19 protein-coding genes are annotated in these 20,417 nt (G+C 62.0%); 16 read left to right on the plus strand and 3 right to left on the minus strand.

The annotated features are described in order from the left end of the window. The first annotated feature begins 2 nt into the window (after window positions 1-2). From N4A58_RS06160 to ribD, 16 genes are all read left to right on the plus strand, one after another. Window positions 3-434, plus strand: a complete 432-nt coding sequence (locus N4A58_RS06160; RefSeq protein WP_293708399.1) for a hypothetical protein — start codon at window positions 3-5, stop codon at window positions 432-434. Window positions 435-446: 12 nt separating this feature from the next. Further along, entirely contained in the window at window positions 447-1,340 is an 894-nt protein-coding gene (locus N4A58_RS06165) for a Mu-like prophage major head subunit gpT family protein (RefSeq protein ID WP_293708400.1), read from the plus strand. An 11-nt stretch (window positions 1,341-1,351) separates the two neighbouring features. Continuing rightward, window positions 1,352-1,771: a hypothetical protein gene (locus tag N4A58_RS06170; RefSeq protein WP_293708401.1), complete on the plus strand. Its 420-nt coding sequence runs from the start codon at window positions 1,352-1,354 to the stop codon at window positions 1,769-1,771. 53 nt (window positions 1,772-1,824) lie between these two features. Continuing rightward, window positions 1,825-2,253 (plus strand): DUF1320 domain-containing protein, encoded by a 429-nt coding sequence (locus tag N4A58_RS06175; RefSeq protein WP_293708402.1) that lies wholly within the window; start codon window positions 1,825-1,827, stop codon window positions 2,251-2,253. Continuing rightward, on the plus strand, window positions 2,253-2,687 hold the full coding sequence (locus tag N4A58_RS06180) for a hypothetical protein (RefSeq protein ID WP_293708403.1): 435 nt from the start codon (window positions 2,253-2,255) through the stop codon (window positions 2,685-2,687). Before N4A58_RS06175 ends, N4A58_RS06180 begins: the two co-directional genes overlap by 1 nt. Before the next feature lie 113 nt (window positions 2,688-2,800). Then, on the plus strand, window positions 2,801-3,733 hold the full coding sequence (locus N4A58_RS06185) for a hypothetical protein (protein WP_293708404.1): 933 nt from the start codon (window positions 2,801-2,803) through the stop codon (window positions 3,731-3,733). Between the two features lie 12 nt (window positions 3,734-3,745). Further along, window positions 3,746-4,075, plus strand: coding sequence for a hypothetical protein (locus N4A58_RS06190; RefSeq protein WP_293708405.1), 330 nt, complete (start codon window positions 3,746-3,748; stop codon window positions 4,073-4,075). A 92-nt stretch (window positions 4,076-4,167) separates the two neighbouring features. Beyond that, complete coding sequence (locus N4A58_RS06195; RefSeq protein WP_293708406.1) at window positions 4,168-4,413, plus strand: DUF1799 domain-containing protein; 246 nt, start codon at window positions 4,168-4,170, stop codon at window positions 4,411-4,413. Between the two features lies 1 nt (window position 4,414). Continuing rightward, window positions 4,415-6,961 carry a phage tail length tape measure family protein gene (locus N4A58_RS06200; protein ID WP_293708407.1) on the plus strand — a complete coding sequence of 849 codons (2,547 nt, stop codon included), beginning with the start codon at window positions 4,415-4,417 and terminating at the stop codon, window positions 6,959-6,961. Then, complete coding sequence (locus N4A58_RS06205) at window positions 6,958-7,383, plus strand: hypothetical protein (RefSeq protein WP_293708408.1); 426 nt, start codon at window positions 6,958-6,960, stop codon at window positions 7,381-7,383. Before N4A58_RS06200 ends, N4A58_RS06205 begins: the two co-directional genes overlap by 4 nt. After that, window positions 7,380-7,904, plus strand: a complete 525-nt coding sequence (locus N4A58_RS06210; RefSeq protein WP_293708409.1) for a hypothetical protein — start codon at window positions 7,380-7,382, stop codon at window positions 7,902-7,904. The genes N4A58_RS06205 and N4A58_RS06210 overlap by 4 nt, the downstream gene beginning before the upstream one ends. Beyond that, complete coding sequence (locus N4A58_RS06215) at window positions 7,901-8,284, plus strand: NlpC/P60 family protein (protein WP_293708410.1); 384 nt, start codon at window positions 7,901-7,903, stop codon at window positions 8,282-8,284. The genes N4A58_RS06210 and N4A58_RS06215 overlap by 4 nt, the downstream gene beginning before the upstream one ends. A 2-nt stretch (window positions 8,285-8,286) precedes the next feature. Then, the gene (locus tag N4A58_RS06220) at window positions 8,287-11,634 is read left to right on the plus strand and encodes a phage tail protein (RefSeq protein WP_293708411.1); all 3,348 of its coding nucleotides are present in this window, start codon (window positions 8,287-8,289) and stop codon (window positions 11,632-11,634) included. Window positions 11,635-11,708: 74 nt separating this feature from the next. Further along, window positions 11,709-13,922 carry an SGNH/GDSL hydrolase family protein gene (locus N4A58_RS06225; RefSeq protein ID WP_293708412.1) on the plus strand — a complete coding sequence of 738 codons (2,214 nt, stop codon included), beginning with the start codon at window positions 11,709-11,711 and terminating at the stop codon, window positions 13,920-13,922. A gap of 312 nt (window positions 13,923-14,234) precedes the next feature. Beyond that, entirely contained in the window at window positions 14,235-14,711 is a 477-nt protein-coding gene (gene nrdR / locus N4A58_RS06230; RefSeq protein WP_072705825.1) for a transcriptional regulator NrdR, read from the plus strand. Beyond that, window positions 14,711-15,811 carry a bifunctional diaminohydroxyphosphoribosylaminopyrimidine deaminase/5-amino-6-(5-phosphoribosylamino)uracil reductase RibD gene (gene ribD, locus N4A58_RS06235; RefSeq protein WP_293708476.1) on the plus strand — a complete coding sequence of 367 codons (1,101 nt, stop codon included), beginning with the start codon at window positions 14,711-14,713 and terminating at the stop codon, window positions 15,809-15,811. Before nrdR ends, ribD begins: the two co-directional genes overlap by 1 nt. A gap of 1 nt (window position 15,812) precedes the next feature. Here the strand turns inward: ribD and N4A58_RS06240 are convergent, their stop codons facing one another. The 3 genes from N4A58_RS06240 to N4A58_RS06250 form a co-directional block, all read right to left on the minus strand. Next, window positions 15,813-17,846: a capsular polysaccharide biosynthesis protein gene (locus tag N4A58_RS06240; protein WP_293708413.1), complete on the minus strand. Its 2,034-nt coding sequence runs from the start codon at window positions 17,844-17,846 to the stop codon at window positions 15,813-15,815. 4 nt (window positions 17,847-17,850) lie between these two features. After that, window positions 17,851-18,993 carry a polysaccharide biosynthesis/export family protein gene (locus N4A58_RS06245; RefSeq protein WP_072705827.1) on the minus strand — a complete coding sequence of 381 codons (1,143 nt, stop codon included), beginning with the start codon at window positions 18,991-18,993 and terminating at the stop codon, window positions 17,851-17,853. 93 nt (window positions 18,994-19,086) lie between these two features. Beyond that, window positions 19,087-20,379: a capsule biosynthesis protein CapA gene (locus tag N4A58_RS06250; RefSeq protein WP_293708414.1), complete on the minus strand. Its 1,293-nt coding sequence runs from the start codon at window positions 20,377-20,379 to the stop codon at window positions 19,087-19,089. Window positions 20,380-20,417 lie beyond the last annotated feature (38 nt).

A 20,417-nucleotide genomic window follows, 5' to 3' on the forward strand; every position in this document is an offset into this window, starting at 1 on the left:
CCATGACCGCTTTGACCGCAGATCGTTCCACCCCGTCGCGTGCCGGCATTTCCCGGTCGGGCGCTGTCGCCGCATCCACCACCATCTACGCTGGCGCGATGCTGATGCGCGATGCCTCTGGCTACATCGTCGAGGGCCAGACTGCGACCGGCCTCGTGGGTGTTGGCCGTGCCGAGAAGGCCGTCGACAACAGCGCAGGCTCTGCTGGCGACAAGACCGCCGAGTTCCGCCCCGGCACCTTTTACTGGGCCAACAGCGCAGGCGCAGACGAGATCACCATCGCTGACATTGGCCAGAAGGCCTACGCGGTAGATGACCAGACCGTTGCCAAAACTGATGGCACGTCCACCCGCTCGCCCGCGGGCATTGTCGACGATGTCGATGCAAACGGGGTGTGGGTCCGCATGGACGAAGCCCTGACCAACGCAGCCTAAGGACCCCCTGACATGATTATCAACAGCACTTCTCTGAACGCGCTGCGCGCCGGTTTTAAAACCGAGTTTCAAGGCGCCCTTGAAGCAGCGGAAAGCACCCGCGACCGCGTGGCGACCACCGTGCGATCGACCACGAGCGAAAACCGCTATGGCTGGCTGAAGAAGCTGCCCGGCATGCGCGAATGGATCGGCCCCCGCGTTCTGAACCTCTTGGCCGAGTCGGACTACTCGCTGAAGAACCGCAAGTTCGAGATGACCATCGAAGTGGGCCGCGACGACATCGAGGACGACAACCTCGGCCAGTACTCGCTGCTCTTCTCCGAAATGGGCGAAAGCGCGGGCACCCATCCCGAGAAGCTCGTCTACGATGCTCTGAAGGCGGGCTTCGACACCGAATGCTTCGACGGCCAGAACTTCTTCGACACCGATCACCCGATCACCGACGAAGATGGCAACGAGACCGTGTATTCGAACTTCGGCGGCGGCTCTGGCACCCCGTGGTTCCTGCTCTCGACCCGCCGCAAGGTGAAGCCGATCATCTTGCAAGAGCGCAAGCCGATCGCCTTCACCTACAAGGACAACCCGAACGACGACAACGTGTTCTTCAACGACACCTTCGTCTACGGCGCGGACTGCCGCATGGTGGCCGGTTACTCTCTGCCCCAGCTGGCCTACGCGTCGAAAGACACCCTGAATGCGACCAACTTCGCGGCGGCCTACGCTGCGATCGAGAGCATGAAGGGCGACGGAGGGCGTCCGCTGGGTCTGAAGCCCGACCTTCTGGTCGTGCCCCCGACCTTGCGCGAACAGGCACAGGAAATCCTGAAAGCCGCGCGCAACGATGCAGGCGCCACCAACCCTTGGTTCGACACCGCCGACCTTCTGGTCGTGCCGTGGCTGGCCTGAGGCCCTGAGCTATGAGCGATAAGTCTGAAGACCGCCTCGCGCTAGAGGCACGGGCCGACGCTCTGGGGGTCTCGTATCAGTGGAACACTGGTGACGAGCTCCTGCTGAGCCGCATCACCGAAGCCGAGGAAGCCGCAGCTGCGGCCCCTCAGGCCGAAGCGCAGGAAGAGGGGACCGCAACTGCGGCCCCCGAGCCTGAAGCATCCGCAGCTGTCCCCCAGGGCGACGAGAACGATGTCGCGCCGTGGGGCCTCACAGATGACGATGTGCTGATTGTCACTGGTCCCCGCAAGGGCCGCTGGCGGGCGGGTCTAAAGTTCGGCCCCGAGCCTGTGCGCATCCCTGTCTCTGAACTTACGGACGAAGAGGTCGAAGCGATCTCTGGCGATCCCAAGCTGACCGTCGAAGTTGAAGACGGCTCGGACGACTGACACCGAAACCGGCGGCGCTTCTGCCGCCGGGCTTTTAACAGAGGTTTAATGCCGTGCCCTACACCACCCTAGACGAGCTGACCAAACGCTACGGCGAGCTGATCCTGATCCAGCTGACCGACCGCGGGGACGTGGCGACAGACACCATCGACGCTGACGTGGTGGCCGAGGCCATCGCGGATGCAGATGCAGTGATCGACGGGTATGTCGGGGGCCGGTATGTGCTGCCCATGGCTGAGGTCCCGCCGCTCTTGGAGACCGTCGCCAAAGCCATCACCATTCACAAGCTGCACGTCTATGAGCCCTCGCCGAAGATCGAGGCAGATTACCGCGATGCGCTGAATACCCTCAAAGACATCGCCCGCGGCGTTATCACCTTGGACATCGCTGGCGTCACCCCTGCCACCACTGGCGGCGGCGGGGCCCGCGTGACTGACCGCGCCCGTCCGATGACCGAGACAAGCCTGAAGGGCTTTATCTGATGATCGACGCCGTCATCACCAGACTGAAGGCTGAGGTCTCCGAGTTTTCCGGACGCGTGGACGGGGCGGCGGAGTTTGCTGACCTGATGCAGCGCGGCTCTCGACCTCAGAGCGCCTTGGCGGCCTACGTGCTGCCACTGGGGCTGCAGGGGGGCACGGCTGAGGCCAGCGCCGGACTCTTTGTCCAGTCCGTGCGCGAGACTGTTGCCGTGGTCATTCTGGTGAATGCGGCAGATGCGACGGGGAACCGCGCCCTGCAGACGCTCGATCCCCTGGTGAAGGCTGTGATCGGCGCAGTCGCAGGATGGGACGGCGGGGAAGACGCGCTCGGGATCTTCGAGCTGGTGCGCGGCAACCTGATCACCCCCGGCACAGGCCTGATCGCCTACCAGCTGGAATTTGCCATCAACGATCAACTGAGGATCACGCCATGACCGCTTTGCCCCAATCCGGCGGGAGCTACACCCGCGACGAGGACGGTGCTCTGACCCGCACCAAAGAGACCCCGAAAAAGACCGCCAAATCCGGCGCGAAGAAGGAGGCTTAAATGTCCCTGCGTTTCCGTAAGAAGGTCCTGCTGGCCAAGATCGAAACGACCTATGGCACAGACGCCACTCCGACCGGTGCGGCGAACGCCATGCTGGCGAGCAACATCAGCATCCAGCCCATGGAGGGATCGGACGCCGAGCGCGGTCACGATCAGCCGTTCCTGGGCAATGATGGCACCATTCCCTATGACTTGCATTCGCGCATGACCTTCCAGATTGAACTGGCGGGATCTGGCACCGCAGGCACAGCGCCCGCATGGGGTCCGCTCTTGCGGGCTTGCGGTGCGGCTGAAACCATCGCAGCCAGCACCAGCGTCACCTATAACCCGATCTCCGACGGGTTCGAGAGCGCGACCATTTATCTGAACATCGACGGCACGCTCTATGCGCTGCTCGGGGCCCGTGGCACCGCGACGTTCCGCGTCAACGCATCCGCCATCCCGATCATCGAGTTCGAGTTCACCGGCCTCTGGACCAAGCCTGTGGCCCAAGCCCTGCCCACGGCAGATGTCTCGGCCTTCCAGAAGCCCTTGGTGGGCTCTGCGGCGAACACCCCGACTTTCACCATCGACGGCACGGGCCACGTGATGCGCAACTTTGCCCTGATGCTCGGCAACGAGGTCGAGGCGCGCTTCCTGATCGGGGCCGAGGCGATCGAGATCATCGACCGCGCCGAAACCCTCGAAACCCAGATCGAGGCGGTGGCGCTCTCTACTCTCGACCCGTTCGCGCTGGCCCGTGATCAGGGCACCGTGGCTGTCAGCCTCGTGCACGGCAAAACCGCTGGCAGCATCGCGACCATCGCAGTCCCGAATGCGCAGGTCCAACGTCCGGGCAGCCCCGTTGAGGCGCAGGGCATCAAGGAATGGCCGCTCAACTTCGCCCCGAAGCCCGTCACTGGCAACGACCAGTGGACCCTGACCCTGACTTGATAAAGGCCCGATATGTTTAAAATTGCAGCTGCCCCGAAGTTCACCCGCGAGGTCACCGTCAAAGTGCCCGCTGGCTATGACTATGAAAAACAGACGTTCAAAGCTGATTTTACCGTGCTTGATGATGAAGCTTCCGAGGCGTTCGATATGAACACGCTCGAAGGGTCGCGGGGGTTTTGTGATGCGATTTGGCGTGGGGCCTTTGACCTTGCAGACGAGGACGGAAAGCCCGTCGCCTTCACCGCGGCTGTCAAAGAACAGTTGCTGGCGCTGCCTTATGTCCGGATCGCGCTGATCCGCACCTACCGCAATACCGTCATCGGCGCACTGGCGGGAAACTAAAGGCTGCGGGCCGTGCCTGGGCACAGCGCCAGCTCGGACGGTCCGCAGCCGAAACAGACGAGGACGCAGCATTCTGGGGGATCGACCCCGCGTTGCTGCGCCCCGAAGAGGAAGCCGCTCTCTGGCCCTGTCATATTCCCGCCCTTGAGGCCTTTCTATCGGTTCAGACCCAGTGGCGGCGCACGGTTTTCCCCATGGGGGGCGTGATCCACGAGGGGCTCGACTACTCCGCTGCAGAGGCGGGGCTCAGGATGGCAGGGATCGAGGTGACACCGGACCTCTGGCAGGCCGTCAGGCATATCGAGGCAGGGGCCAAAGAAGTTTTAAACGAGGGTTGAAATGACGCTGCGCGTGCACGCATCACTGACCGCAGACGGGTCACAGGCCAAGACAGAGATCGGCGCTGTCGCAAAGTCTGCCGATGCCCTCGAAGCCGAAATGGCACAGGTCAACAAGATGGCGGCGGATCAAACCGCCATCTTTGCCAAGCTCGGCGCTGAGGCCAAAGGCCTCGGGGCCGGTGTCTCGGATTTCAACGCGCCACTCTCGGAAACAGCCAAAACCACCAAAGGCCTGCCTGCACCGCTCAGCGACACCGCTGACGGCATGGACAGGGTCAGCCGGTCGAGCACTGCAGCCGCGGGGTCTGTCGGCAACATGGCAGCGCAGTTCAACGACATCATTGTTATGATGGCCGCAGGGCAGAACCCGCTGCAGCTGGCCATCCAGCAAGGCACCCAGATCACGCAGGCCTTCGGTGGCCGTGGGGCCGCAGGAGCGGCGCGGATGCTCTGGGCCGGCTTCACCTCGCTCTTTAGCCCGATCAACCTGATCACCATCGGCTCGATCGCGGCGGGGGCCGCCATGGTGCAGTGGCTCAGCGGAGCCATTGGCGGGGCAGAAAGCCTCGAAGACCGCATCGAGAGCCTGCAGGACGCCACCAGCGAATACCGCGATCTGGTCTCTCGGGATCTCGATGACCTCAAAGAGCGCTATGGCGCGATTACGCCCGAGGTCATCCAGCTCCAACGCGAGACCGAGAAGGCCGCGCTCGATGAGATGCTGACCCGCGCCAAGGATGCGGCGGAAGGGCTTAAGGAAGAGCTCTCGGACGGCGGGCAGATGTTCCGCCTGTTCCGCCCTGATGGGGACACGGATCGCCGTTCGGCGCGCACGGGCCGCAGTGACACGGTCGACGAGCTGAAAGCAATGCTCGGGCAGGTGGGCGGCGAGGGTGATCTGAATGAGCAGATCGCTGCGGTCGAGACCTTCAAGACGGCTGTGTATGACGCTGCGGGCGGCTGGGAAGGCATGAACAAAGAGCAGCGCGCGTTCGTGGGCCAGATCAACATGGTCCTCGACGATCTGCGCGCCAGCCTCGGAGCCATCCAGCAGAACTGGGGGAAGGTTCAGGACGGCTGGGACGGCATCAAAGGCATCTGGGAAGCCGGTAAAGAGCGCGTTCAAGAGTCCATTAAACAGGTCGAGGCCGAACGGGAAATTCTGCGCACCCTGCAGGACCGCGCCGACCTTGCGCAGCTGATCAATACATACGGCGAAGACAGCAAGGCGGTGGCCGAAGAGCGGGCGGCGCAAGAGGCTGAAGCCCTGCGCCGGATGATTGAGGAAAGCGTCCAGTCCGAAGCGCTCAAAGAGCAGGCTCTTGCCGTGGTCGATGCGCTGGTGCAGGCGGGCAACGTGGATCTCGCCTCGAACCTCGCCAAGGGTCGCGCCGAAGCAGCCGCCATGGCCGATGAAATCCAAAGGGCCGTGAACGGGATGCTCTCTCTGCATGCCCAAGGCATCGCCAGCCTGCGCGAGAGCGAACTGCGGCTGGAATACAGGGACGATCCTGTCGCTCTGGCGGGGGCGCTGGCGGCCGAGCGATTTGACCAGGTCGACACCAGTGGCCTCGATCCGATCCTGCGCGAGCAGATGGATGCCCGCCGCGATGAGGCGATCTCGAATGCCGAAGAGACGGCCCGCAACCGCGAAGAGCTCGTCGCATGGCAGAAGGCTCAAACAGAGGCGGCGAGATCCGCGCGCAGCGGTGCAAAGTCTGCGGCGAATGATGCCAAGAAGCAGGCCGAGGCGGTTGATAAGCTGATTGGCCGTATGCGCACAGAGGTCGAGGTCCTGAAGGAAATGGACCCGATCCAGCGCGAGCTGATCCAGAACCGCGATGTGCTCAGCCATGCCACGGCCGCGCAAACCGCAGAGGTAAAGAAGCTGCTCGAAGAAGAGCAGAAGCTGACCGAACTGCAGGACCGTGCAGACTGGTTCAAGTCGACATCCTACGACCTGATTATGGACCTCAAAGAAGGCGGCGATGCTGTCGCTGACAGCTTCGAGCGCGTGGCCTCTGCGATTGAGGATGCGGCGTGGCAGGCAATCTTGCTCGGCGAGGGTCCCTTCGGGTCGGCCTTCGGCGCGGCGGGTGATGGCCTTCTTGGGTCGCTGTCGAAGGCGCTGTTCCCGCAGAACGCGGAGGGCGGAATGTTCTACGCCGATGGGCATGGCACAGCGGACAAGGGTCTGAGCTGGCTGAGCTCGGGCGAGTTCATTGTCAATGCACAGGCCACGTCTCGGCACCGCGCTCTGTTGGAGGCGATCAACAGCGGTGGCGCGTTGCCCGCCTTTGCCGCTGGCGGGGCCTACAACGCAGGACCCGCGCCCGCCTATGGTGCGCCGGTCTTCCAGATCATCAACCAGTCGAGCGCGCAGGTCAGCGGCACCGTCCAAGAGACCCAAGGGTCAAATGGCCAGCGGGCCTACAAGATGGTTCTCGCTGATCAGGTGGGCGATGCCATGAACACACCCGGCGGCGGTGCGCGGCGTGTGATGCGTCAGGGCTACGGACTTCAAAAGCGGGGGGCGTTGCGATGACTTTGGCAGCATGGCCGAGCGAACTGCCAAAGCCAGTTCGCGCACCATATACAAAGACCTGGCTCGATGGTCGCCAGATGCGTGCGGCCGAGTACGGCCCGCCCTCGGCGCGGCTGCGCACCTCGGCGGTCGTGAGCGTGGTCGCCATGAGCGTGCGGATGGACCGCGATCAACGCAGTGTTTTCGAGGCGTTCTGGCAGGACGAGCTGGCATGGGGCACGCTGCCCTTCACCATGATCGATCCGACCACGGACGGCTGGGAGCTCTTGGACGATGAGGGCGCACCCGTGCTTGATGAAAGCGGCAACCCCATCTCTTTGGCCCGCACGTGGACCTGTCTCTTTTCTCAAGATGGATTGCCGGAAGAGACGATGCAGGGCCTGACCTTCAACATCAACTTCTCTGTCGTGGTGATGCCATGAGACGCCTTTCTCTGAACGCGCGGAATGCGCATCTGCAAGAGCACAGTGCCGAAGTCGAAGTGGCACTCTTCTGCTTCGAGCATCCGGGCCTCGACGCACCGATCCGCCTCTCGACGGACCCGACCGAGCGGCTGTCATCAGACCCGCTGATGTATGGCACCCGCTCGGCATGGCTGGACGCTGACCCCGAAAGTGATCCGTATTATTTCGTGGTGGCGTCGGCAGAGCTGCCCTCTGATCTCGATGATGCCACCAGCACCGCGTCGGTCGTTTTGGAGAATGTGAGCCGCGATATCGCGGGGCTGCTGTTGAGTTTCACCAGCTTGGCATCGGTGCACGTCGCTGTGGTCCTCGCATCGAGCCCCGATGTGGTTGAGGCAGAGTTCCGCGACCTGAAGCTGGTCTCGGCGGTCGTGGACGCGGGCGAGGTCTCTCTGCAGCTGAGCCGCGCCCCGATCGAGGAAGAGACCATCCCCATGGATCGCTTTACCAAAGACCGATTTCCGGGGCTGTTCCGGTGAGCTGGTCCGCCAAATACGTCGGGGCCTATGGCCTGACATGCTGGGGCCTCGTGGCCGACGTCTATGCCGATGAGCTGGGGGTCAACCTGCCGCGATACGACGGCCACCGGATGTCGATCGACGAGCAGGCCGAGGTCGCCGCTCTGATCGAAGGCGAGCGTATCCAGAGCCGCTGGAAGGAAGTCCCCGCCACCAAGGCGCAGCCCCTTGATGTCATGCTGTTCCGGCGCGGGCGCTACCCGTCCCACGTCGGCCTCTTCGTCGCACCAGGTCAGATGCTCCACGTCGATCAGGACGGGCAGGCACGGCTGGCCCGCTTCGATGGCATCGTCTGGGGCACCCGTTTGGTGGCCGTTTATCGTCATTTAAAGAGGTCGTGAACATGGCTTTCACCCCCGTTCTGGTCGCCCCCCATTTTGATCCCACTGTGGGCCGCGAGTCGATTGATGTGCCCGAGGGCCTAACTCTTGCCCAGATCGTCGACTATGCGATGCCCGGTCTTGCGCCGTCGGATCGCGCGCAGCTGCGCGTGACCGTAGCCAGCCCCGCTGGGGCCTATGTGGTGCCCCATGGCATCTGGGCCTTCACCCGCCCCAAAACTGGAATGCAGGTCATTCTGCGGCTGATCCCCTCTGGTGATGGCGCCCGAGCGGTGCTGAGTGCTGTGGTGGCCATCGGCGCGATTGCGCTTGGGCAGTTTTGGGCTGGTCAGATGATCGCGACCGCCGGTCTGGGGCAGTCTTTGCTGGCCACGGGCCTTGCTGCGGGTCTGTCAGTTGTCGGCAACATGCTGGTGAATGCACTGGTCCCCGCGCAGCAGGTGAAGCCGCTCTCACAGTCGGCCTATTCCGAGCAGTCCGCCTATTCGATCAACGGCTGGTCCAATACCGCACGGCCCGGTGAGCCTGTGCCCTATGTACTCGGCCGCATGCGGATGGCCCCGCCTTTCGCCGCCACCAGCTACACGGAAATCTACGGTGACGATCAGTATGTCAGAGCGCTCTTTTGCTTTGGCTACGGGCCACTCTCGATCGAGGACATCCGGATCGGGGACGTGTCGATCGACGACTACGAGGACGTCCAGATCGAGGTGCGCGAGGGGTATGACGACGATGATCCGGTTACACTCTATCCCCGTCAGGTCGTTGAGGACCCCGACGCCGGGGGCGTCGAGTTGGTGCGCGAGTATCCCCGCACCACCACTGGCACCGCCGACACCGCCCAAGAAGCTGTCGAAAGCCCTATTGTGCGCTCGACTGCCACCAATGCGACCGCCTGCACTGTGATCATCGGCTTCCCTCAGGGTCTATTTACGATTGACGACGATGGGGACCGCCGACTGGAAACCGTCGACGTGCGCATTCGTCAGCGCCAGACCTCCGCAGATGCGTGGGAAGAGGTCGAGACCCTGACCATCAGCGCCCATCGCCGCGAACTCTTCTACCGCGCCCACACATGGGACTTGCCGAGCCGTGGCCGTTGGCAGATCGAGGTCACCCGCATGACCCCCGAAAGCGTTGGGACGAAAAAGGTTCCGACGAAGGTGAGCACCACCGCTCTTGCCGCCCTGCAATCCCATCGCCCCGAGTACCCTATCGCCTTCGGAAAGCCCCTTGCGCTGGTGGCCGTGCGCGTCCGTGCGACCCATCAGCTGAATGGTCAGCTCGACAACCTCAACGCACTCGTGTCCCGTGTCGCCCCCACATGGGACGGCACCGAATGGATTGATGGCAGCGTGACCCGCAATCCCGCCGCCGCGATGCTCCATGCCCTGCGCGGTCCTATGAACCCGTTCCCTGCCACGGATGCAGAGATCGACTGGGACGCGCTCCAGACCTGGTATGATTTCTGCGAGGCCAAAGGTTTGAGCTACGACTTTATCCATGAGGTGGGCGAGCCCCTCGGGGACGTCCTTCGCCAGATCGGCGCAGCCGGCCGCGCAAACCCGCGCCACGATGGTCTGCGCTGGACAGTGGTGATCGATGCCCCCTCGGATCTGGTGGTCGACGAGCTGAGCCCGCGCAACGCGTCCTCGTTTCAGTGGACCCGCACTTATTTCGATCCGCCCCATGCGTTCCGCGTGCCCTTCTATGACGAGACCAACAACTATGAGATGGCCGAGCGCATCGTGCCGTGGCCCGGCTATGAGGGCTCGATCGATCTGACCGAGACGCTGGAATTGCCCGGAAAAACCAACCCCGATGAGGTGTGGATCGAGGCCCGCCGCCGCCAGTATGAGCTGCTGCACCGCGCCGACGAGCTGACCTGTGTGCAGAGCGGCATGGCCCGCACGGCCACCCGTGGGGATCAGGTCGCGGTGTCGATCGACATGATCACCCGCACCCAGATTGCCGCCCGTGTGCGCGAGGTGCGCGGCGCTCTGGTCGTGCTCGATACGGCGGTCGAGATGGTCTCCGGTGCCGACTACGGCATCCGCTTCCGGGTGTTTGACGAGGCCGATACCGTGGGCCAATCCGTCGTGCGATCTGTCCAAACCGTAGCGGGTCAGCGGAGCGCGCTGCGCGTTCTGGGAGAAGGCGATCTGCCTGAGGTCGGCATGCTTGTTCACTTCGGCGAGATCGAGACGGAAAGCCACATGATGCGGATCCGCGCCGAAGAGGCTGGGGCCGAGATGTCGCGCGTGTTCCGCCTCGTCCCCGCCGCCCCTGAAATCGATGCGCTCACCGACGCAGAGGTGCCCCCAGCATGGGACGCGGCCATCGGCGATGCCCTCGATCTGTCAACCATTGTGCCTGCAGTGCCCTACTTCAGCGCGATCCTGTCGGGCATCGAGCAGACGGCGGCCGCGGGCCAGATCATTGTCACCATGGCGCCGGGCTATGGCTCAGCGGGTGTGGTGGATGTCTACCTCCTAAGCCACCGCCTGAGCGGGGCTACGACCTGGACAACAGTCGAGGTTTCGGCGGCGTCTGCGACGGCTGTGATCGACGCCTATGCGAAGGACAACGTGGTCGAGCTGACGGTCGAGGCACGGTCTGCGGATGGCACCCTGAGCGGGGTCTCTGACATCTCGGAAATCACGGTCGGCGCGACTGATATCCCTGAGGCCCTCTCGGACGTCGCGATCACTCCGGGCTACGGCACGATCGCGGTCTCGTGCACCGCACCGGAAGACGCGCTGCGCGCAGGTATTCGGGTCCTCCGGGGGGCAACATCTGTTGTGTCTCTGGCGACCGACGTGTCTGGTCTGGTGTCCATCGCGGCCAGTGGCAGCGTCACGTTCAACGTCGGCACCGCGCAGCCGAACCTGATCATTAACGGGGCGTTTAACAGCGTTTCAAACTGGCAGTTCGGCGACGGTTGGTCAGTGGCTTCAGGCGAGGCCGTGCATACCCCGCCAGACCCTGTGGTGGATGGCGCTCTGATCCAGTCGGTCAGCCTCGTGCCCGGTAAAACCTATGTCTGGTCGCTGGACGTCACGAGCGAGATCGCGGCGGGCAACATATCCGTTGAACTGCGCGGGGATGGCTCGGATGTCGAGGCAACCTCGGGCACAGGCAGCCACTTCGGCGAACTCACCGCACCTGTGAACCCCACCTCGATCGCATATGTGGCGGGCGCGTTCGAAGGGGCGTTCGACAATGCCTCTTTGCGGGTTGCGTCGTCCTCTTCCTTGGACGCGGGGCTTGGATATTTCTGGGTTCTGGTAGAGAGTGAAGCAGGCGTTCGCTCGACGCCTCAAGGCCCCTTCCTCGTCGCCGTGCGCTAAACCCCGCAAGCCCTAGCGGATGCTCTAAATGCCGCACGTGTGGCACTTCTTGCTCAACGAGCAAGGGGGCCACAATGTCAGGCATCAAGACCACTTTTTTGAACACTGTTTCCTATGCCACTGAGGTGATGGCGAACTCAGCTGGGGGCACAGGGCGAATTTCGATTGCAGACCTGTCTGTTCAGATGGCCTCAGAGGGGGAAATCGCGGATCAGTTGGCCGCTAGAAGCCCTGATGCGATTGACGTGGCCATTGCTCAAGCTGAAGCCGCGCGTGATGCTGCTGGTGCGTTCGCAGCGGCAGATAAGCGCTTCGCGGATACGACAATTAGTGCGGCGGTTGCTGCAGGACTGTCTGGCACTGTTGATGGTGAGGACTTTGTCGCCACAGGTGCTGACGTGGGCTATATCTCGCTCTACGCAAATAGCGGCGGTGACGCTCTTGAGTACGCAGGGGCCCGCATGCCTAAGCAGTCCTTCGTTGCGCCTCAAGAATTTGTCGGCTACCGCACCCCCTACAACTCTGATGTGACCGTTACTGCCGTTGACGCGTATAGCACCACTGATGCTGACAATGATCAGTTAGCGCCTAACCGCGCCAAGCGACTCAACACCGTAAATGCGGCAGTGTCAGCGACCCCCCATAGCGGCTTGGACATTGACGATGCGCAAGCATACTCTGGAGGTACCCTCGGAAACGATGCACAGGCTTGGGGCTACCGCTACATAGGACAGGATGGCATTTTCACGACCCCTACTGTCGTAAACCGCATTGACGTTTTGTTCCCGTTCTCGCAGGCATCCGATCCTGACGACGCGCCCACCGGCGCCACCGTGCAGCTATTCCATGTCCGTACAGATGACGGCGGCACAAATTACTACCTCGTGGATTACATCGGTGAGTACGACGCAGAGACCCCGACGAACACCGCTGCGCTGACAGTCGAGGGTTTGAACGTCCTGATGCGGCCAAATGATACCATTGTTGTTCGCAGCATTGGGCGAACTGTTCGTCAGGTCAGCAATCCTACGAACGCTGGTACTATTGATGTGATTGAGCGACTCCGCTTTGGCAACACCTCCGACACATCAATAACTGCAATCTTCGCCAGCGAGGGATCGTCCCAGCCGGCTACGGCAATCAACAACGGTTACGGCCCTCTGGTTAACTTTTACGGCACTCAGTACACCGCTGTAGTTGCGCGCGACGTGGCCGGTGGTGTCCCGTCGCTGGACGCAAACAACCGGATCGCCAGACTTCCTGCCCCTTTTGTGAAAGGTTTGGAGGACAAGACCATTGTCGTCTGCGGAACGTCTATCACTACAGGGGCAGGCGCACGGCAGGAAGGTGGCCTTGGATGGGTAGAGCTTCTACAACAGTATACTGGAGCCTACGTTGTGAATGAAGCTCAGGGTTCGTCTGGTGTGGTGTTCCCACGATCCACACCGCTCTCAGGTCGCCCACGCGCCCTGTACAACGTCACAGGTGACGCAGTAGCATCAACTAATCGGATCACGTTTGACAGTACTCTGGCTAGTATCGGCCTAGACACTGTGGGGGATCGCTTCGGTTTCTTCTCCTGCCGAGATAGTGCTGATGAGGCATCATACTATGACGATCTGAACCGAAACTATACTATTACAGCTATTGTGGACTCAAACTCCGTTGAGGTCGATAGCGTCCCTGTCGATGCGACTGCATTCATCACAGATTACATGGCGGGGCAAGCTCAATCTGGGATCATCGAACCCCCCACATACACTACACTGGCAGCGATTTCTGTCACCCCTGACGAGTTGGCTCGCACTCAAGACCTATTCGGCGCTACTGGTGACGTATCGTCTTTCAGCTATCAAACTAAGATTTTGTCCCACACTCCTGACATCTTGATCCTAGATCACATGTACAACGACCGTGACACTGAGATCGCAGCAATCGGAGACATCACCAGTCGCCGCCGAAATGAGTACCTCGGGGCGATCAACTGGCTTACTGATCGGCTGTTCGAGCAAAACCCCGAGGCTGTCGTTGTATTGATGACTAACTTCAGCCCGTGGCGTGGAGGCAGCTCTACAGAACATGAAGCGCACCTTCTCGCACAGCGAGACGCACTGATTGCACTCGCAAAGCATCGATGCTGGCCCATCATCGACCACATGTTTGAAATGGGTGCGTACCCCGGGCAGAACTGGTCAACGTTGGTGCCGGATGGAACGCATCCCGGCGCGAAGATGCATAAAAGGATCAGCAAGTTCGTTCTGGATGCTGTTTTGAAGCTGAGTGAATAAATGCGATCTTTAAAGGCGGCTTTCATGAGGTGTTAAAGCCGCTATTTGATGGAGGCCGCGACAGGCTCGAACTAAAAACCGTTTGCTGCAAATAACTGTGCAAAACACTGCAAAAAACTCTGTCGCGCTACACCGAGATCGCCCCCATCACCGCGAAGTCGTTGCAAAATTGATTCAGGGCTAAGACGAAAGTGCAGGCCGCATATAGGGGGATCAAGAAAGCTCTACCCAAATTGTAGAGGCAGTCCTATAGTGCCTGTGGATAACTGGGGCGGCGCCCCCAATTCAGCGGTCTGAACAAAGGAAATTGCCATGCGCTGCCCGTTCTGTGGAAGTGTCGACACTCAGGTGAAGGATTCCCGTCCTGCAGAGGATCACGTGGCGATCCGACGTCGACGTTTCTGCCCGTCGTGCAGTGGTCGATTTACAACCTATGAGCGTGTACAGCTGCGCGATTTGGTGGTCGTGAAAACCTCTGGCCGCCGCGAGGATTTCGACCGCGACAAGCTGGAACGCTCGATCCGCATCGCGGCCCAGAAGCGCCCCGTGGAGCCCGAGCGTCTGGATCAGATGATCTCTGGCATCGTGCGCCGTCTCGAAAGCCTTGGCGACACGGACATCCCGTCCAAAATGATCGGCGAGATCGTGATGGAGGCGTTGGCCCGCATCGATACCGTTGCCTATGTGCGGTTTGCTAGCGTTTACAAGAACTTCCAAGCGGCGGATGACTTTGACAAGTTTGTCAGCGAGCTGCGTCCGACCGCTCCGGCAGAGCCCACAACAGAGTGATCGACCGACATCAAGACCGGCGCTTCATGGCGCTCGCCCTGTCTTTGGGGCGTCGGGGTATGGGCAATGCGTGGCCCAATCCCGCCGTCGGCTGCGTGCTGGTCCACGGTGCGCGCATCGTCGGTCGTGGCTGGACCCAGCCCGGCGGTAGACCGCACGCAGAGGTTGTGGCGCTGACCCAAGCGGGCCCTGAAGCGCGTGGCGCCACCGCTTATGTCACGCTAGAGCCCTGCGCTCATTTCGGCAAAACGCCGCCCTGTGCGAACGCCTTGATCGAGGCGGGTGTGGCCCGCGTTGTCATCGCTGCAACGGACACGGACCCGCGCGTTGCAGGGCAGGGCATCGCCAAGCTTCGAGACGCAGGTATCGCCGTCGAAACCGGCCTGATGGAGGCCGAAGCGCTAGAGGATTTGTCTGGCTTTTTCCTGCGCTTAGCCAAAGGTCGACCCAGAGTCACCCTCAAGCTGGCCAGCAGTTTCGACGGCCGGATCGCCACGGCCTCGGGCGAAAGCCAGTGGATCACGGGGCCTGCGGCGCGCCGACATGTCCACGGAATGCGGATGCGCCATGACGCGGTCATGGTCGGTGGCGGCACAGCCCGCGCCGACGATCCCCAATTGACCGTGCGCGACCTGGGCGTCAGCCACCAACCGACGCGCGTCATCGTCTCGCGCAAGCTGGATTTGCCCCGCGCAGGCCGCATGTGGCAGAGCATCCCTGAGGTCCCAATGATCCTGTGCCACGGGCCAAACCTGCCCGAAGACACACTGGCGCCTTGGCGTGATCAGGGCGCAACACTCGTGGAATGCGCGCTGGACGGTCGCCGTGTGGATGTGCAAAGCGTGCTGCAGGGCCTTGGCGATCATGGCCTCACGCGCGTCTTTTGCGAGGGTGGCGGTGCGTTGGCGGGCTCACTCTTGCAAGCGGATCTGGTGGATGAACTGGTCGGGTATACAGCCGGTCTTGCACTGGGGGCCGAGGGGCAACCGGCCATTGGCGCGATGGGGCTTGATGCCTTGGCAGAGGCGCCGCGCTTTGATCTGGTCGAGACACGCCCCATCGGGCCCGACGTGCTGCACCGCTGGCTGCGAAGGCGGTGATCTAGCGCCAAAGGTGGGCGTAGCCTGCCAGCAACCCTTGGGCTTTGGACAATAGACGCAGGGACAGGCCAGCCCTTGGACCTTGGCCGGTTGCCAGCCGTGCGACGGCCACTTCGACGGGGCAGGGGCGGCCCGTCAGCGGATCGAAATAACGCGGATAACAGATCAGCGCGCCGTGCACCAACTCTGGCAGGGTCAGTCGCGCGCGGCGGCGTGTGGGGACTGGCCCCAAATCTCGTGTCAGGCCCCAGCCCGCGTAGAACGGCGCGCCAAGGGTCGTGACAGGCACCCCGCGCAGCAGCGCCTCGAACCCGAGGGTCGAGGTCATGGTCCAAACCTGATCGACCTGCGCCAGCAGGGCCGCAGGGTCCGTTCCGCGCACCACCAGATCGGCCAGTTCTGCCATGTGATCCTCAGGAATGGCGCCGGTGCGCAGGCCCGCTTCGACGTCGGGGTGGGGCTTGAACAAGATTGTGGCGTCGGGGTTTTCCATCCGCGCCCGTTGCAGCAGAGCCAGATTGGTCTTTTCGACCCCAGCACCGAGGCGGATGGACGCGTCATCCTCCACCTGACCTGGCACCAGAATGAGCGGCCGTGCGGGCAGATCGGGGAGGTCCCCGTCCAAATTGTACTTGCTGATGTTTTGCGCGATCAGGGTCTCGATCAGCCGCTCGGCGCGGTCGATTTGGTCCCGCCGCAGGCCGGTCGAGTTGTTGAGGATCGTCTCCAGATCGCTTTTGCGGGTGGGATCATAGTAAATCCCGCGCCTGTCAGTCACCAGCGACAGCGGCGGCACCAGTTCCGCACCAAGCCCGCGGGACCGCAGGAACCCGTCCTCAACCCGCGTAACTTCCCAATCGGGCTCGGTTTTCCCCGCCCACGCCATCCACTCTCGGCCCGTTTCGGCGCTGAGTTCTACGGCCTTTTCCGGATCATCGGCAAAGCGAATGCCCGCCCCGTGCCCGTAGAATTTGGCCAGCGTGCCGCGTTTCCACAGCCGCATCCCCGAGGCGACCCACCCCATCCGATCCTCGCGCCATGCGCGGGTCTCTGCCTCGAGCGTGTCGAGCACGCGTTCGAGAGGGCAAAGCTGGTCGGTGTAGGGGTCGTACCACGTGGGGTACAGGATCATTGCCGCCGCAAAGAGCTGTGCCGGGGTCAGGCGGCGTTGACGCCGCGCCAGCGGTACGCGGTCTTCGGTCAGGTCCCAACCCGCGTAAAAGGGCTGGCCGTAGACGTGGGGGCGGTGCCCTGCAAGGATCGCCTCGAACCCCAGTTGGGACGAGACGGTATAGACCGCTGTCGCGCCCTCTAGCAGGTGCCACGGACTGATGGCATCGTCGCACAGGGACACGCGGTCATTGCAATCGTCAGGCCCGTACATGCCGCTGCGGTGGCCTTCGGCGGTCTCGGGGTGTGTGCGGATGACGATGCGCTGGCCGGGGTGCTCCTCGATCGCATCCCAAAGCATTTCCAGAAACCGGTTCCGATCCCCGTTCGAGGCGCGCAAAGAGGCATCGCCAGCCACTTGGTCCACCACCAGAACGTAACCCGCTGCGGGACCCTGAACGGTCGGGTCATAAGCGTTGTACTTTGACAGGTGCAGCGCCCGCATCCGCGCCATGCAGGCCCTGGCTCGGTCCAGAAGTGCGGTGTTGTCCAGCGGCTCATGCTTCAGGATCCGTTCCAAGGCCGAGGGCTGTGCAGGATCAAAGTGCAGGCCCTCTGTATCAATCAGCAACCCAAGCGGCGGATCCCCTGCGCGGCCCGGCTGAACCGAACGTAGGAACGCATCCTCCAGATGGATTTCTTCCGCACCCGTGCGAGCACACATGCGCGCGCCACGCTCTGCCGTGTGACCAGCCCCCCACGTCAGCACCGCATCCTGCGGCGACGGCCAGCCCAAGCAAGGCGCATAGCCCGCGAGCGTCAGGATGCGCTTGATCCGCGCATCGGTCAGCAAGGTTAGGCTGGATGCAAAACACCGCCGAGAGGTGTTGCCCCCGGCGGTGCTATGGATGCTGGACTCGTCCAAGAACTTAGCCGCCGAGACCGGAGGCCGCTCCTGCAAGAGAGTTCACAGAGTTCAGACCGCCAAGCAGGGCGCTGATGGTTTTGTTCCAACGGACGAACGGCGCTTCGGTGACGTACAGGGTGTCCTCGTCGCGGATCGCAAAGTCGCGGGCTTCAAACATGCCGGTGGGTTCGGTCAGGTTGAGCACGTAGACAAGGCGCTGGTCGCCGACCAGATCGTCACGGCCGAGAACCATATTTGCGATTTCAGCGGGCTCGTTGCGGAAGACGAAAACGCCAGTCGGGTCAGCCGCGTTGGTTTGCAGACCGCCCACAGTCGCGATCGCCTCGATCGCCGAGATGGTCTGGCTTTCGAACGGAACGCGGGTCTGGTTGCCCGTCGCGCCAAGCGAGGTAAAGCTGCGGGTGTCTTGCTCGACCAGAACGCGGTCGCCATTGCGCAAGGCAATATCAAGACGAGTGTCGTCGAAGATGTCTTGGAACCAGACTTCGCCTTGTTGGTTGCCGCGTACGACTGTGATCTGGGCAATTTCAGGCTCGATCGTGATGCCGCCTGCGCGGGCCAGCATGCCCGACAGAGTGCGGCTCGGGCGTTCGATCGGGTATAGACCCTGGCCACCGACTGATCCGATTACGGAAACAGCGGCGCCATCACCGGCAAGACGGCGAACCTCGACCTGCGGGTCAGGGGTCTGCTCTTCGAGCTGGTTTGTAATGATTCGGCGGATCGCCTCGGGGGTGTTCCCCGCTGCTTTGATCCGGCCCGCATAGGGCACGAAAATGAAACCTGCGCCATCAACCTGCACTTCTTGCAGGGTGGTCGCGTTGCCTTCGGCACCGGACAGCAGGCCGTCATCTACGTTTTCCCAGACCGTCAGGCCCAGCGTATCACCGGGGCGGATCGTATCAGATCCGACGACGCCGGCATTGATGAATTCATCAGAAAAACCGAGGGCAGGGGTGACAGATGTGGCTCTTGTCACTCGGGAGTTCACGCTCACGACAAAGGCATCGCCGCTCCGCATGACAGAGCCTTCGAAAATCTCGTTTTTAGAGGGGCCGGAGCGGGGCAAGCCGCACGAGGCCACACTGAGTGTTACTGCGGCCAACAAGACCCCACGCAACAGACGCGACGTTGTATTCTTCACTGCTCAGGTCTCCTCGACCTATGATTTTTGCCTTGTTTTTTGAAGAAGCTAGCGGAAAAGCAATCAAAAAGCCAGCATTTCGGTCGTCAACAGTTATTGCACGATGCGAAGATGTTGCCGAGGTGCCGCGGTCCCGTGCAGAAGCGCATCATAAGGGTCATCGGTCATCAGCATCATATCAACGACCTGACGTAGCACCTGTCTGCGCCCTTGGGCCGAATAAAAGCCGCCGCCCACCTGAGAAGTCTCAAGGAGATAGCGGCGGTAATCTTTGTAAGCCCGAAGATCAGGTCGCGACGGCTGCGCATAGAATTCCGGCAGGGGCTGGGTGCTGACGAATTCAGGCTTGTCATAGACCGCACGGCCAAAGACCCGAAGGGCCATACCGCGCCACAACACCTGCTGCGCAGCGGTTGAATTGACAGTCACAGCGCTGCGCGCATCATTCAAAAGCGCGGCGAGTTTGCCCCCGCGCAGATAGTGGACACGCCCTTCGACCCCGAGCTTGCGGGCCAAGTCGCGGATGTCCGCGCGGATCGGAACGCGCCCATCCTCGAGCGGGTGGGCCTTGAACACCAGATGATGATGCTGGGGGGCGCCCTTGGCGAACCCGTCAATCACCGTCTCTAGAAATTCGCGCATGGACCCAAAGGAAGAGTGCGCCTGAAAGCTGCTGTCATGGGCCAGCTGCAAAAGCACCACATGGTAGGGAAAGCCGCCGCGGCGCACGCGGGCTGTGGCCAGCACACGCTCCAACCATTGCGCAGGCATCAACAATAACCGGCGCAGATACAGGCGGAACTCTTCGGCCACGGGGATGTCGCGGTGGGCACGGAAGTTCCTGTAGTCGCCATTCCGGAACATCACATACCAATGGTAAAGCGCCCCATAGAAAACGTGCTGACGCATGTCTCCCCATTTCGCGGGGGGAAGGGGGGCATCTTGATCTATGCCCGCCAAAGCCTCGCGCATTTCCGGAACGGTCATCTCCATCAGTCGCGAATTGCCGTTGCTGCCCCCGCGCTCGTACGTGATCCAGTAGGGGCGCATGTACCCCTCTTCGAATACGTGAACGGTCAGGCCTGCGTCCTTGGCAATCTCGATTGCGTTGGCATGGATCGACCGGACATCGCCATAGAGCACGATGTCAGTGACCTTTCTCTCGGCGATCAAGGTACGAACGAATGCGGGCCACGCGTCCTGTGGCTGGTTAAAGGCGATGTAAGTCGATTTATCCCGCCAGAACGCGGCATCGCCCGCGTTAAAGCCAACGCGCAAAACGTTTCCGCCTGCGTGGCACAACATCTCTGCCAGACGGGCAAAGAATGGCCCGTGGGGTCCCTGTAGAAACAGGAAAGTGCGGTCAGAGTTTGTAATTTGGGTCATCTACTCAATAACGTACAATATTCAGTCCTTTCTATGGG

Source organism: Donghicola sp., from assembly GCF_025210255.1.
Lineage (GTDB): Bacteria > Pseudomonadota > Alphaproteobacteria > Rhodobacterales > Rhodobacteraceae > Donghicola > Donghicola eburneus.

Excerpts from the sequence above, each read along its gene's own strand:
- N4A58_RS06160 (WP_293708399.1), top strand. The coding sequence starts at position 3 with ATGACCGCTTTGACCGCAGATCGTTCCACCCCGTCGCGTGCCGGCATT.
- N4A58_RS06165 (WP_293708400.1), top strand. The coding sequence starts at position 447 with ATGATTATCAACAGCACTTCTCTGAACGCGCTGCGCGCCGGTTTTAAA.
- N4A58_RS06170 (WP_293708401.1), top strand. The coding sequence starts at position 1,352 with ATGAGCGATAAGTCTGAAGACCGCCTCGCGCTAGAGGCACGGGCCGAC.
- N4A58_RS06180 (WP_293708403.1), top strand. The coding sequence starts at position 2,253 with ATGATCGACGCCGTCATCACCAGACTGAAGGCTGAGGTCTCCGAGTTT.
- N4A58_RS06185 (WP_293708404.1), top strand. The coding sequence starts at position 2,801 with ATGTCCCTGCGTTTCCGTAAGAAGGTCCTGCTGGCCAAGATCGAAACG.
- N4A58_RS06190 (WP_293708405.1), top strand. The coding sequence starts at position 3,746 with ATGTTTAAAATTGCAGCTGCCCCGAAGTTCACCCGCGAGGTCACCGTC.
- N4A58_RS06200 (WP_293708407.1), top strand. The coding sequence starts at position 4,415 with ATGACGCTGCGCGTGCACGCATCACTGACCGCAGACGGGTCACAGGCC.
- N4A58_RS06205 (WP_293708408.1), top strand. The coding sequence starts at position 6,958 with ATGACTTTGGCAGCATGGCCGAGCGAACTGCCAAAGCCAGTTCGCGCA.
- N4A58_RS06210 (WP_293708409.1), top strand. The coding sequence starts at position 7,380 with ATGAGACGCCTTTCTCTGAACGCGCGGAATGCGCATCTGCAAGAGCAC.
- N4A58_RS06220 (WP_293708411.1), top strand. The coding sequence starts at position 8,287 with ATGGCTTTCACCCCCGTTCTGGTCGCCCCCCATTTTGATCCCACTGTG.
- N4A58_RS06225 (WP_293708412.1), top strand. The coding sequence starts at position 11,709 with ATGTCAGGCATCAAGACCACTTTTTTGAACACTGTTTCCTATGCCACT.
- nrdR (WP_072705825.1), top strand. The coding sequence starts at position 14,235 with ATGCGCTGCCCGTTCTGTGGAAGTGTCGACACTCAGGTGAAGGATTCC.
- N4A58_RS06250 (WP_293708414.1), bottom strand. The coding sequence starts at position 20,379 with ATGACCCAAATTACAAACTCTGACCGCACTTTCCTGTTTCTACAGGGA.